General features: G+C 72.3%; 9 protein-coding genes and 1 tRNA gene. 2 read left to right on the top strand and 8 right to left on the bottom strand.

Annotated features, from left to right (window positions below):
* Window positions 1–45: 45 nt before the first annotated feature.
* Window positions 46–136, bottom strand: a tRNA-Ser gene (locus JGS39_RS29750).
* A 225-nt stretch (window positions 137–361) separates the two neighbouring features.
* On the opposite strand from JGS39_RS29750, the gene JGS39_RS29745 reads away from it, so the two are divergent.
* Window positions 362–820 (top strand): SSI family serine proteinase inhibitor, encoded by a 459-nt coding sequence (locus JGS39_RS29745; protein ID WP_219572799.1) that lies wholly within the window; start codon window positions 362–364, stop codon window positions 818–820.
* Between the two features lie 213 nt (window positions 821–1033).
* Window positions 1034–5554: a PAS domain-containing protein gene (locus JGS39_RS29740; RefSeq protein WP_219572798.1), complete on the top strand. Its 4521-nt coding sequence runs from the start codon at window positions 1034–1036 to the stop codon at window positions 5552–5554.
* A 136-nt stretch (window positions 5555–5690) separates the two neighbouring features.
* Here the strand turns inward: JGS39_RS29740 and JGS39_RS29735 are convergent, their stop codons facing one another.
* The 7 genes from JGS39_RS29735 to JGS39_RS29705 form a co-directional block, all read right to left on the bottom strand.
* Window positions 5691–7340, bottom strand: coding sequence for a long-chain fatty acid--CoA ligase (locus tag JGS39_RS29735; RefSeq protein WP_219572797.1), 1650 nt, complete (start codon window positions 7338–7340; stop codon window positions 5691–5693).
* A 417-nt stretch (window positions 7341–7757) separates the two neighbouring features.
* Window positions 7758–8402 carry a SigE family RNA polymerase sigma factor gene (locus JGS39_RS29730; protein WP_219572796.1) on the bottom strand — a complete coding sequence of 215 codons (645 nt, stop codon included), beginning with the start codon at window positions 8400–8402 and terminating at the stop codon, window positions 7758–7760.
* A gap of 193 nt (window positions 8403–8595) precedes the next feature.
* Entirely contained in the window at window positions 8596–9762 is a 1167-nt protein-coding gene (locus JGS39_RS29725; protein WP_219572795.1) for a lipid-transfer protein, read from the bottom strand.
* Window positions 9759–10154 (bottom strand): MaoC family dehydratase, encoded by a 396-nt coding sequence (locus tag JGS39_RS29720; protein ID WP_219572794.1) that lies wholly within the window; start codon window positions 10152–10154, stop codon window positions 9759–9761. The genes JGS39_RS29725 and JGS39_RS29720 overlap by 4 nt, the downstream gene beginning before the upstream one ends.
* A complete protein-coding gene (locus JGS39_RS29715) occupies window positions 10151–11209 on the bottom strand; it encodes an acyl-CoA dehydrogenase family protein (protein WP_219572793.1) in 1059 nt (352 codons plus the stop codon). The genes JGS39_RS29720 and JGS39_RS29715 overlap by 4 nt, the downstream gene beginning before the upstream one ends.
* A 1-nt stretch (window position 11210) precedes the next feature.
* Complete coding sequence (locus tag JGS39_RS29710) at window positions 11211–12320, bottom strand: bifunctional MaoC family dehydratase N-terminal/OB-fold nucleic acid binding domain-containing protein (protein WP_219572800.1); 1110 nt, start codon at window positions 12318–12320, stop codon at window positions 11211–11213.
* Window positions 12317–13516 carry an acyl-CoA dehydrogenase family protein gene (locus JGS39_RS29705; protein WP_219572792.1) on the bottom strand — a complete coding sequence of 400 codons (1200 nt, stop codon included), beginning with the start codon at window positions 13514–13516 and terminating at the stop codon, window positions 12317–12319. The genes JGS39_RS29710 and JGS39_RS29705 overlap by 4 nt, the downstream gene beginning before the upstream one ends.
* Window positions 13517–13622: the final 106 nt, after the last annotated feature.

The raw sequence follows: 13622 nt of genomic DNA, 5'->3' as shown, positions 1-13622 counted from the left end.
ATCACCGAAGCCCCGTGCCAGTGGCACGGGGCTTCGGTGATCAAGCGGAGGCGGAGGGATTTGAACCCTCGATGGGCTTTAAGACCCAAACCGCATTAGCAGTGCGGCGCCATAGACCGGACTAGGCGACGCCTCCAGCACACCCCGCGCGAGCGCGAGTGGTGCGTGCAGATGATGACACAGCTGAGCACTGCGTCACCAATCGCTGCCTACGGTACTAGGCAGTCGGCCGCGAGGGCAAAGCGCCTCCGGTTGCGCAACGCCGTGGCGTGCGGAGCGTTAGTCATGGCGGGGCGTCCGCCCTTCGTTCTTCTTCGTCGCCGGCCGGTGCCGGCGACACGTACGACCACAGGAGTCCGCAATGATGCGTCGTCTCGCCCTCACCGCCGTCGTGTCGCTGGCCGCACTGTCCGCCGCCGCCCCCGCGGCGACGGCCGTGGCCGGTCCCCTGCCGTTGCCGTTGCCGCTGCCCGTGCTGCAGAACGACGACGCCGGCACGCACCTCACCGTGGTCGTCTCCGGGTCGGGGAACCCGGAGGCCGACGGGACGTACGAGCTGGACTGCGACCCGGCCGGCGGCAGCCACCCCGTGGCGCAGCAGGCCTGCGACCGGCTGGCGCAGCTGCCGGGCGAGAGCGCTGACCCGTTCGCACCGGTGTCCCGGAACGCGATGTGCACGCAGCAGTTCGGCGGAGGGGCCACCGCACGGATCACCGGAACGTGGGAAGGGCGAAGCATCGACTCCGCGTTCGAGCGGACCAACGGGTGCGAGATCGGGCGCTGGAACAGTCTGCGGCCGGTGCTCCCCAACGTCCGGTGAGCTGCGGCTGTACCGGGTTCGGGGCGGCCTGCGGGGCACGTAATGGGCCAGAGTCGTACACCGTATGCACAGAACCTTGGTGAGAGCTCCCCCTCATCCGCCGCCCCTTGCCCCTCCCCTGCCTTTAGACTCCTTCAGTGACAGCCTGAGGCCCGAGGGGCAAGATGGGGCCCGCTGTCGGCAAGGTGCAGTAATCAGGGAGGAAGCGTCGTCGTGAGCAGCAGGCCATCTCGAGGCGCTGCTCGCCTCGCAGCCATACTCGACGCCCTGCCGGACGGGCTACTGCTCGTCAACTGCAACGGTACGGTCGTCAACGCCAACACCATCGCCCTCGAAATGTTCGAGACGCCGGGCACCGCGCTCGTCGGTCGCGGACTGCTCGATCTGCTGCCGGAGTTCGACTCCAAGCTGATCCCGGGGTCGATGCGGAGGCCGGAGGCTGCGGACGAGCGGGGCCGGACCAAGCCCACGCGGATGACCGCGCGGCGCACCGACGGCAACGAGTACCCCGTCGAGGTGACGAGCGCCAGCCTGGAGGACGGGCAGGCGGCGTACACGGACGTCCAGAGCTCCTACAGCGGCAGCTATACGGGTGACGAGCTGCTGATGCTCGTCGTGCGCGATCTGTCGGGCACCGTCGACACCGAGGCCGAGCTGGCCCGGTCGCAGCGCCAGACCGAGATGATCCTTCGGGCCGCTTCCGAGGGCGTCGTCGGCACGGACACGGACGGCCGCGTCGTGCTGGTCAATCCCGCCGCGGCACAGATCCTCGGCTTCCGCGCCACCGACCTGGGCGGCCAGGAGTTGCATCCGCTGATCCTGCACTCGCGGGCCGAGGGCGAGCCGTTCCCGTACGAGGAGTCGCCGCTGGCCGACACCCTCAAGTCGGGGCGCAAGCACCGGGTGCGCGGGCAGGTCCTGTGGTCCAAGAGCGGCGCGCAGGTGCCGGTCGACCTGACCACCGCGCCTGTGCGGGACGGCGACCAGCTCGTCGGCGCGGTCATGACGTTCACCGACCGCCGGCCGTACGAGGAGCTCGACGAGAAGCGCAGGACCGAGGTCGCCGAGCTGACCGCGAGCCACACCGCGGAGGTCACGGAACTCACCGAGCGGCACACCGCCGAGGTCACCGCGCTGACGGAACAGCACGCGGCCGAACTCGCCGACCGCACCGAGCGCTACGCCTCCGAGCTGGAGGAGCAGGCCGAACGGCTGGCCGACCTGTCCGCCCGGCACACCCAGCTGACCGCCGTGCTCGGCGAGTCGCTGCGCGGGCCGCTCCAGGAGCTGCGGGGCGAGCTGTCCACGCTCGCCGCCGACCCCGCGGGCCAGCTGTGGCCCGAGGCCAACCAGATCCTGCACCACCTGGCCGCGGGCTATGCGCGGATGACGACGCTCGTCGACAACGTGCTGAGCTACCAACGTCTGGACGGCGGCTCCGAGGCGCTCGTCAAGACGAACGTGCTGCTCGACGGTGTGGTGACGGCGGGCATCGACGCGGCGGTCGAGCTGATCGGCCCCGGCCGGGCCCAGTTCGCCGTGCACGCGCCGCCGATCGAGGCCGAGGTCGACGCGGGACGGCTCGTGACCGCGCTCGCGCATCTGGTCGCGGACGTCGCCGGAGTCGACTCCACCGGTAAGGCCCGGCTGACGCCGGGCGGCGGTTACATCGACTCGACGGTCGTCGTCGCAGCGGCTCAGCGCGGTGACGTCGTACGGATCGAGGTGCGCGGGCCGTTCGCCGGGGGAGACCCGGTGCACGAGCCGATCGTGCGCGGGATCGTGCGGGCGCACGGCGGTGTGCTCCAGACCCATGAGATGCCGGGAATGAGCGGCAGCGCGTACGTGCTCGAAGTCCCGCTCGGCGCGGGTGCCGGAACCGTGATGCCGCCGATGGCCCCCGAGGCCGCCGTGGCTCCGCCGATGGTGCCCGACCTGGCTGTGCCTCCGCCGATGGAGCCCGACGCGGCTGTGGCTCAGCCGATGGTGCCCGGCCTGGTTGCGGCTCCGCCGATGGAGCCCGACGCGGCCGTGGTTCCGCCGCTCGCACCCGAGACCGCCGTGGTTCCGCCGGTGCCCGGGGCCCCGGGCGATTCCGGGGCGTCGGGCGAGGTCGCGGTTTCCGAGGGCGGCAGGCGGGGCCGCCGGGCGCGCAGGGGGTCCACGGACGCGTTCCTGGAGAGCCCCGTGGGCGGCTCCGACGGCACGGGCGAGATCGGCTCCTCCAGCACGGGTGCGGCCGAGCCCACCGGGCGCCGGCGTGCGCGCCGGGAGGCGGGCGCGAACCCCGCCCCGGAGTCCGTCGAAGCATCCGCGAACGCGCCCGCGCCCGATGCGGCGGGCCCGCACGAACTCGTTCCGGCCCCGCAGGCAAGCGGCTCCGGCCGCAGGCGCGGCCGGCCCAGCCCGGCAGAGACCGGCACCCCGGCCGACGCCGTGCGGCAGGGCCCGGGGCAGGCACTCGCACTGCCCGCGGCCGTGGCTCCCGCGCCTTCGGAAGGGTCCGTGGTGACGGCGGCCGAGGGTGCCCAGGGGGCCGGTGGCCGTCCGCAGCGCGGTCAGACCGTCCCGCCGCAGGGTGTTCCCGCCGAGGCGCCGATGCCGGTGCCGGCGGGCGGACACCGGGCGCACCGGGGTGGCGGCGACCAACTGGCGCTTCCGGCCGCCGGCTCCACCGCGGAGGCCGGGGGGCCCGCGGGCTATCCCGGACACGACGACACCGCCCGGACGCACGGGCAGGCTCAGGGCGGGCAGGCTCAGGGCGGGCAGGCGACGCACGGGCAGGCCGCTCAAGGGCCGGCGGCTCACGGACAGCCGGCTCGCGGACAGGCGGCTGCCGAGCAGGCTCAGGGCGGGCAGCCGGCGTATGGACAGGCGCAGGCCGGACAGGCGCAGGCCGATGCTCCGGCGCAGCAGCCGACCGGGCGGCGCGCCCGTCGTGCCCTGTCGGCCGCCCAGGACCGGGCCGCCCAGGCCGAGGCGGGCCCACGCGTCCCCTTCGCGCTCCCGCCGGCGGATGCCGACCGGATCCCGCCCACCGCAGGTGAGGCGGACGCTTCACTGCCCGGGCGGGATGACGCGCTGCCCGGGCGCCATGACGCGGTATCCGGTGCGCCGGAGCACGACCACACCCCGCCGCAGGCGCACCCGCTCCCGACCGGGCGTCGCCGGGCCAGGCATGCCGAAGCGCCTCAGGTTCCGCAGGAGGAGCAGGGCGGCCGGACGGCCGGTCCCGGCCCCTCCGACCAGCCGTCGCCGCCCACGCAGCCCGGCGGCTGGGACATGGACGACTCGTCGGGTCAGGGCCCCGCCGCCCAGGACGGGCCCGGGGCCGACTCGGGCCTGCCCGCCTCCGGGCCGACCACGCACACCACCGGGACGACGACCGCCGGCAACGCCCGCGGCGCCGCTCCCGAGGGCGCTGACGGCCCTGCGGAACCGGTCGGTCCGGCAGGCCTGTCCGCCGCCCACGACGGAAGCCGGCCGCGGACGCTCTCGCCCGGCCCGGACGCGCGGCGGCAGCCGCTGCCCGCCGAGGCGCCCATGCCCCCGGGGTCGCCGGACTCGACGCAGGGGCGTGCGTTCAGCGTGCGGACACTGGGACAGGGCGTGCCTTTCGCCCAGCACATCGCCCACCAGCAGAACCAGACCCTCGGCGGTGGCGCGGGCGGGGCCGGGCGGCGCCGCAAGCTCGCCGCACCGCCCGAGGGCGACCGCAGCGAACGCGCCGCCCTGCCGCCCGCGGCCACTTCCGCGCCCCACGCCCCCGCACCGCAGCCGCCCGCCTCGCAGACCGGGCCCGGTGGCACCGCCGGCACCGGTGGCGCTGTCGGTACCGTGCAGGGCCAGGGTTCGGGGCAGTTGCTCGCCGCTCCGGCGGCCGAAGGACGCGCGTACGCGATAGGGGCGCCCGACGAGGGTGCCGTCGAGGGACCGGAGCCGCTGGACGGGCCCGGCGGCGCCGTCGAGGTCGCCAACCGCCCGTCCCCGCAGCCCGTCGACGACGAACTGCCCCCGGAGCCGCTGGACAACCCGCGCCGGCTCCTCGTCTGGCCGGCCCCCGATGTCTCCACCCAGCAGGCGCTGAGCGACCGCGGCTACCGGCCGGTGATCGTGCACTCGCGCGAGGAGGTCGACGCGCAGATCGCGGCGTTCCCCGCCGCGCTCTTCGTGGACCCGCTGACCGGCCCCATCACCCGCAAGGCCCTGCAGTCGCTCCGTCAGGCGGCGGTGGCGGCCGAGGTGCCGGTGCTGGTGACCGCCGGTCTGGGACAGGCCTCGCGGGAGGCTGCGTACGGTGCCGACCCCGCCGTACTCCTGAAGGCCCTCGCACCGCGCGACAGCGAACAGCATCCGCCGCGCGTCCTGCTGATCGAGGAGAGCGAGGAGATCTCGCTCGCGCTGACACAGACCCTGGAGCGGCGCGGCATGCAGGTCGCCTGCGCAGCTACGGACAGCGAGGCGGTCTCGCTCGCGACCCGGATGCGGCCGAACCTGGTGGTGATGGACCTGATGCAGGTACGCCGCCGCCGCGCCGGGATCGTCGACTGGCTGCGCGCCAACGGCCAGCTGAACCGCACCCCGCTGGTCGTCTACACCTCGGCCGACATGAACCGCTCGGAGCTGCCGAAGCTGAGCTCGGGCGAGACGGTCCTCTTCCTGGCCGAGCGCTCGACGAGCGACGAGGTGCAGTCCCGCATCGTCGACCTGCTCGCGAAGATCGGCACGAACTGACCGCGAACCGACCGCGAACCGACCGTGGACCGGTCGCGGACCGGCCGCGGACGGTCATCGGTACAGCGGACGAGGGCGGTACGGGATCACTCCCGTACCGCCCTCGTCGTCTTCGCGTTTCGCCGCGTCGCCCGGCTCAGAGCTGGGTGATGTCCAGCTCGCCCGCCGCGTACTGCTTGCGGATGACCTTCTTGTCGAACTTCCCGACGCTCGTCTTCGGCACGGACGCGATGACCGACCAGCGCTCCGGCAGCTGCCACCTGGCGATGCCCGACTCGGCGAGGAACGCCTTCAGCGCCTCGTAGTCGGCGGTGGCGCCCTCCTTGAGGACGACGGTCGCGAGCGGACGCTCGCCCCACTTGTCGTCGGGGACGGCCACGACCGCGGCCTCGGCGACATCCGGGTGCGCCATCAGCGCGTTCTCCAGCTCGACGCTGGAGATCCATTCGCCACCCGACTTGATGACGTCCTTGGCCCGGTCCGTGAGCGTGAGGAAACCGTCCTCGCTGATCACACCGACATCGCCGGTCTTCAGCCAGCCGTCCTCGCTGAACTTGTCCTCGGGCCGCAGCGCCACGCCGTCGGCGCCGCCGTAGTACGCGCCTGCGATCCAGGCACCGCGTACCTCCAGCTCACCGGCCGACTCGCCGTCCCACGGCAGGTGCTCGCCGGCGGGGCCGACCAGCCGCGCCTCCACACCGGCCGGGAAACGGCCCTGCGTGACGCGGTAGGGCCACTCCTCCTCCTCGGTCAGCCCGGCGGGCGGGTTGGCCATGGTGCCGAGCGGCGAGGTCTCCGTCATGCCCCAGGCGTGGCAGAGGCGGACACCGAGCTTGTCGTACGCCTCCATGAGAGCGGGCGGACAGGCGGCGCCGCCGATGGTGACGTTGGCCATCGAGGTGAGGTCGCGGGGGTTCGCGATGACCTCGGCCAGCAGGCCCTGCCAGATGGTGGGGACGGCGGCGGCGTGGCTCGGACGCTCACGCTCGATCATGTCCGCGAGCGGGGCCGGCTGAAGGAAGCGGTCCGGCATCAGCATGTTGACGCCGGACATGAACGTGGCGTGCGGCAGACCCCACGCGTTGACGTGGAACTGGGGCACGACGACCAGGCTGGTGTCCCGGTCCGTCAGCCCCATCGACTCGGACATGTTGACCTGCATGGAGTGCAGGTAGATCGAACGGTGGGAGTAGACGACGCCCTTGGGGTCCCCGGTGGTGCCCGAGGTGTAACACATGGCGGCGGCCTGGCGTTCGTCCAGCTCGGGCCAGTCGTAGGTGGTGGGACGGCCGGCGATCAGCTCCTCGTAGTCATGCACGCGTACCGCGGCGCCGTCCAGGACGGAGCGGTCACCGGGGCCCGAGACGACCACGTGCTCCAGCGACGTCAGCTGGGGGAGCAGCGGGGCGAGGAGCGGCAGCAGGGAGCCGTTGACGAGGACGACCTTGTCGTCGGCGTGCTTGACGATCCAGACCAGCTGCTCGGCGGGGAGCCGGAGGTTCAGCGTGTGGAGGACGGCGCCCATCGACGGGATGGCGAGGTACGCCTCCACGTGTTCCGAGTTGTTCCACATGAGGGTCGCGACCCGCTGGTCCCCGTCGATGCCGAGCTCGTCGTGCAGGGCGTGGGCGAGCTGGGTGGCTCGCCGGCCGATCTCGGCGAAGCTGCGCCGGTGCGGCTCGGGCTCTCCGGTCCAGGTCGTGACCTGCGACTTCCCGTGGATGGTCATCCCATGGGTCAGGATGCGGGTGACAGTCAGCGGTACGTCCTGCATGGTGCTGAGCACGGCGTCCTCCCGGTGGGCGCTACGCGGCAGTAAGGTTCCGCTGATTCTGCGCACATACCGCGCGGTATGTCACTACTCCCGAGGGAACGAATCGGTGTCGCCGGGCAATTTCACTCCAGCCGGACAGTCCGGAGGAAGCTTCTCAGCATGCTCGCGCGTGACATGCGTGTCCGCGGCACTTGATGCCTGTGACCCTCGTGCCCGTGACCCTCGTGCCCGTGACCCTCGTGCCCGTGACCCTCACGCCCGTGACCCTCACGCCCGTGACCCTCGTGCCCGTGACCCTCGCGCCTGCGACGGCCATGCCTGCGCGACGGGCCTGCGACGGCCATGCCTGCGGGACGGGCTGTGACGCCCCTGCCTGTGCCGGTCATGCCTGTGGGACAGGCCCGTGACTCCGCAACGACCCCTGCGGGGTCACCGGACGGGGGCCAGCTCCGGATCCTCGCGCAGCTTGCCGAGCGCCCGGGACACCGCGCTCTTGACCGTGCCGATGGACACCCCGAGCACCTCGGCGGTCTGGGCCTCGCTGAGGTCCTCGTAGTAGCGCAGGACGACCATGGCCCGCTGGCGGTCGGGGAGCTTCAGCACGGCACGCCACATGGCGTCGTGCAGCGTCTGCCGCTCGGCCGGGTCGGGCCCGGGCACCGTCTCCTGCTCGGGCAGCTCGTCGCACGCGAACTCGTCGACCTTGCGCTTGCGCCACTGCGAGGTACGGGTGTTCAGCAGGGCTCTGCGGACATATCCGTCGAGTGCCCGGTGGTCCTCGATCCGCTCCCAGGCGACGTACGTCTTGGTCAGCGCGGTCTGCAGCAGGTCCTCGGCATCGCTGGGGTTCGCGGTGAGCGAGCGGGCGGCTCGCAGCAGCACCGGCCCGCGGGCCTTCACGAAGGACGTGAACGACGGATACGGGACGTGCGGCGCACGCGCGCCGTACGTCGGGCGCGCGGTGGCCGGGGTGCGCGTGGCGGCGTGGGCGCGCGGGACGGCATGGCTCCGCGGGACGGCCTGGGTGGTGGCAGCGGCTCCCCTGGAGGCGCCCGTGCAGACTGGCGTGGTCATAACTCCACGCTAGGAGCGGGCGCCGCCGCGGGGATCGCCCCCAGGTCCCGAAACGGCGTCCGCCTCAGGGTGTAGGGCTGGGGCCACCTCCACCTCCTGTAGGTGGAGGTGGCGCTCCTTCTGAACTCAGGGTCGTCCCCGAGACCACCGGACCGGCCCCGGCCCTCCCACGGTGGGACAGGGCCGGCGCGCCTCACCCTGCCCGGCCCAGCACGAGGCCCGAGGTCGGCACCCCCGTGCCCGCCGTGACCAGGGAGGTGGCCGCCCCGGGTATCTGGTTCACCGACGTCCCCCGGATCTGCCGGACCGCCTCCGCGATGCCGTTCATCCCGTGCAGGTACGCCTCCCCCAGCTGACCGCCATGGGTGTTCAGGGGCAGTGCGTCGGCAGCCACGAAGTCCGCGGCTTGACCCGGTCCGCAGAAACCGAACTCCTCCAGTTGCATCAGCACGAACGGGGTGAAGTGGTCGTACAGGATCGCCACGTCGATGTCCGCGGGGGCCAGCCCCGAGTTGCGCCACAGCTGGCAGGCGACGACGCCCATCTCCGGCAGCCCCGTCAGATCGTCGCGGTAGAAGCTCGTCATCTGCTCCTGCGCCCGTCCGGCGCCCTGGGCGGCCGCGACGATCACCGCGGGCGGCTGCCGCAGGTCCCGGGCCCGTTCGGCGCTCGTGACGACGATCGCCTGCCCGCCGTCGGTCTCCTGACAGCAGTCGAGCAGCCGCAGGGGGTCGACGATCCACCGGGAGGCGGCATGGTCGGCGAGCGTGATCGGCTTCCCGTAGAAGTACGCCGCCGGGTTGTTGGCGGCATGGCGCCGGTCGGTGACCGCGACATGGCCGAAGGCCTCCGGCGTCAGCCCGTACGCGTGCAGGTAGCGCTGGGCCGCCATGGCCACCCAGGAGGCGGGCGTGAGCAGCCCGAACGGCAGGTTCCAGCCGAGCGCGGTGCCCTCGGCCGTGGGCTCCCGCTGCTGCACCCCGGACCCGAAGCGGCGTCCCGACCGCTCGTTGAACGCCCGGTAGCAGACGACCACGTCGGCCACCCCGCAGGCGACGGCGAGAGCCGCCTGCTGGACGGTGGCGCAGGCCGCCCCGCCGCCGTAGTGGATGCGCGAGAAGAACGACAGCTCCCCGATACCGGCCGCCTGGGCGACGGTGATCTCGGGGCTGGTATCCATGGTGAAGGTGACCAGTCCGTCGACATCGGCGGGCGCGAGGCCCGCGTCGTCGAGCGCGGCGTGCACCGCCTCGACGGCCAGCTTGAGTTCGCTGCGGCCCGAGTCCTTGGAGAACTCGGTCGCCCCGATCCCGGCCACCGCCGCCTTCCCGCCGAGCGAATCGGCTCTGCGCACGCTCATGCGGCCCCCTCCGGAACGGCGACGGTCACCGTGCCGGTCACATGTCTGCCGATCCCGTTGACGCCGACGATGGCCACCTCGGCCGTACCGTCGTCGCCCACGGCGGTGACCGTGCCGCTCAGCACCATGGTGTCGCCCGGGTAGTTGGGGGCGCCGAGCCTGATGGCGACCCGCCTGAGCACGGCCGAGGGCCCGAACCGGTCGGTGACGTACCGCCCGACCAGGCCGTTGGTCGTCAGGATGTTCATGAAGATGTCCGGGGACCCCTTCTCCCGTGCCAGTTCCGCGTCGTGGTGGACGTCCTGGTAGTCGCGGGAGGCGAGCGCGCCCGCCACGATGAGCGTGCGGGTCACCGCGATCTCCAGCGGCGCCAGTTCCTCACCGGCTTTCACTCCGGTCCCTCCTTCACCAGCAGTTCGCCGAGTTCCTGAAGTACCGTGCCGCTGCCGCCGAGATGGGCGTCGAGCTGACGCCCCCAGAGGAAGTGGCGGTGTACGGGATGGTCGAGGTCGGCGCCCGTGCCGCCGTGCAGATGCTGACCCGCGTGGACGACCCGCCTTCCGGCCTCGGACGCCCACCACGCGCTCGTCAGCGCCTGTTCCGCGTAGGGCAGCCCCTCGTCGTGCCGCCATGCCGCCTCGTACGCCGTGACCCGTATCGCCTCGGTGTCCATGTACGCGTCGGCGGCCCGCAGCAGCACCGCCTGGTTCGTCGAGAGCGGACGCCCGAACTGCTCCCGCGCTCCGGTGTGTTCGACCGCGCGGGCCAGCGAACCGGCGCACACCCCTGCCTGCACTCCGGCGAACGCCGTCCGGGCGCCCGCCAGCACCTCCTCGTACGCCCCCGATCCGCCCAGCCGCTCCGCGGGTGCCCCGTCCAGCACGAGCCGCCCCGCCGACCACGGGGCCGTGGTCTCCACGGATTCCGTCACCACTCCGGGGCCCGCGGTCCGCACGATCCACAGGCTCCGGTCCGCAGCCGCGACCAGGACATGGGTGGCGTCCCGCAGCCACGGAACCAGCGGGACAATGCCGTTCAGCCGCCCGCCCCCCTCGGCGTCCGGGCCTTCGTCCGCATCCGCGTGCACCGTGCCGGCGGCCGGGAACGCACCCGCCGCCACCGCCGTCCCGTCCCGGAACGACGGCAGCAGGCGCTCGCGCTGTTCGTCCGTACCGTGCTCGGCGATGGCGAGGAGCCCGTACACGCAGCTCGCCACGAAGGGCACCTGCGCGGTCGTCCGGCCCTGCTCCTCCGCCAGCAGCACCAGTCCGAGGAGCCCGGTCTCCTCGGCCGCGCCGGGCAGTCCGGCGGCGCAGATCTCCTTCCAGAGTCCGGCGTCCGTACCGCTGCCGGCCGCGACCAGACGGTCGTGCGTCGACAGATCACCGAAGATCCGGGCGGCCAGCCCCTGGGCCGCGGCCTGTTCCTCGCTCGGCGTGAAATCCATGTCAGCCCTCACTCCCCCGGAAGACCGGCAGGACCAGATCGGGGTCCGTACGAAGGAACTCCAGCCGCACCGGCATACCCACCCGCACCTTGTCGCAGGGCACCCCGATGACGTTGCTGACCATCCGGACTCCCTCAGCGAGTTCGATCAGCCCCACGGCGTACGGCCCGCCCTCGCCGTCCTCGCTGAAGGCGGGGAAGGACGGGTGGTGCATCACGACATGACTGAAGACGGTGCCCTCACCCGACGCCTCGACCGTGTCCCAGTCGGGCGAACCACAGGCGTTGCATCCGGGCAGCCAGGGGAAGCGCAGTGCGTCGCACGCGGTGCAACGCTGGATCAGCAGCCGGTGGGAGGCGACACCCTCCCAGAACCCGGCATTGTCCCGGTTGATCACCGGCCTGGAACGCAACGCGTTCCCTTTCCCCTTTCCCGTTTCCGCTCGTGTGCCCCTTCCCGTTCCCGTTTCCGTGCCCACTCCTGTGCCCGTGCCCGTTTCCGTGGCCGTTCCCATGGCCGTTCCCATGGCCGTTCCCGTGGCTTCGGTCCCGGGCTCGGGATTGGTCTTCAGCCTCGGCTTCGGCTCCGGCTCCGGCTCCGGTCTCGGCTTCGGTCTCGCGGGCCGGTATTTGAGGATGCGGAAGCGATGCGTCCCGGCGAGTTCCTCCTGCGCTCTGACGTCCATGCGCGTGGTGACGAAATAGCCCGTCCCCAGTTTTGTCGTCTTGCGCTCCGACACCGCCTCTATCACCGCGTCGAACGTGATCCTGTCCCCGGGCCGCAGGGGCCGCAGATACTCCTGTTCGCAGTCGGTCGCGACCACGGAGGTGTATCCGGCCCCGTCGAGGAGCCCGAAGAGTTCGTCGTAGGCCCCGCTCCGGTCCGTGTGCCCCGACAGTCCGCCCATCGTCCACGCCTGGAGCATCGTCGGCGGGGCGACGGCGTCGGGTCCGCCGTAAGCGGGGTGCGCGTCCCCCATCGCCTCGCACCAGTGCCTGATCATCGGCTCGTTGACCCGGTCCTTACCGAGGCCCTCGGTGGCCGCCGCCCGGCCCTCGTACGTCCTGAGCCGCTCGTACAGCTCGTCCCGAACACCCTGCCCGGCCGTCACCGCTTCCCCCTCTTCATTCCGAGGCGCATCGTCGCGACGATCTCGCGCTGCACCTCGCTCACCCCGCCACCGAAGGTGTTGATCTGCGCCGCCCTGTTCATCCGCTCCAGCTCCCCGTCGCCGAACACGCCGGGCGAACCGCTCCGGACCGATCCGGCATCGCCCGTGACCTCCTGGCACATGCGATACACCTCCACAGCGCTTTCGGTCCCCGCGAACTTCACGCCGCTCGCGTCGCCGGGCGCCAGCGCTCCCGCTCCCACGGCCCCCACCAGCCGCCAGTTGAGAAGGCGCGTCGCCGCCAGCCGGGCATGCGCCTCGGCCAGCCGTGAGCGAACCCATGGCTCGTCGGCCGGCCGCCTCCCCGTCATGGGGTCGGGAGCGCGGGCGAAGGTGAGCGCCGCTTCGTAGAAGTCCTCGGCCTGCATGCCGATCGCGGCAAGCGCCACCCGTTCATGGTTGAGCTGGTTGGTGATCAGCCCCCAGCCGCCGTTCTCCGCGCCGACCAGATTTGTCACGGGCACGCGCACGCCGTCGTAGTAGGTGGCGGTCGTGGTCAGGCCGCCCACGGTGTCGATGGGTGTCCAGCTGAAGCCGGGCGTGTCCGTGGGCACGAGGACGATCGAGATGCCCCGGTGCTTGGGCGCGTCCGGGTCCGTACGGCAGGCGAGCCATATCCAGTCCGCGTTCTGCGCGTTGCTGGTGAAGATCTTCTGCCCGTCGATGACCCAGGAGTCGCCGTCGCGTACGGCCCGGGTGCGCAGCGCGGCAAGGTCGGTACCGGCCTCCGGCTCGCTGTAGCCGATGGCGAAGACGAGCTCGCCCGCCAGGATGCGCGGCAGGAAGTACTCCTTCTGTGCCTCCGTTCCGTACTTCATGAGTGTCGGGCCGACCGTGTTCAGGGTGACCATGGAGACCGGGGCGCCGGCCCGGTATGCCTCGTCGAAGAAGACGAACTGTTCGTCCGCGCCGCGCCCCTGCCCCCCGTACTCGACGGGCCAGCCGAGACCGAGTATCCCGTCCGCCCCGATGCGACGCAGCAGCCGCCGCTGCGCGTCCGGGTCCGGGTCCAGGTCCAGGTCCGGGTCCGGGGAGGCGGGACCGGCGTGCCCGCCGCCTGCGGGCATGACTTCACGGAAGTAGGCACGGAGTTCGGCGCGCAGCTCCTGCTGGCGCTCGGTCGGGGCCAGATGCACGTCGACTGCCTCCCGGAACGGACATGAGGATCAGGGTTTCTGACTGTCCGTCAGATTCCGTTCACCTGTCAAGGCGCCGGACAGCCGGACCCGCCCCGATTCCCCG

It is taken from the genome of Streptomyces poriferorum (assembly GCF_019399235.1).
Taxonomy (GTDB): Bacteria; Actinomycetota; Actinomycetes; order Streptomycetales; family Streptomycetaceae; genus Streptomyces; species Streptomyces poriferorum.
This window is presented reverse-complemented; position numbering and strand designations above follow the sequence as displayed.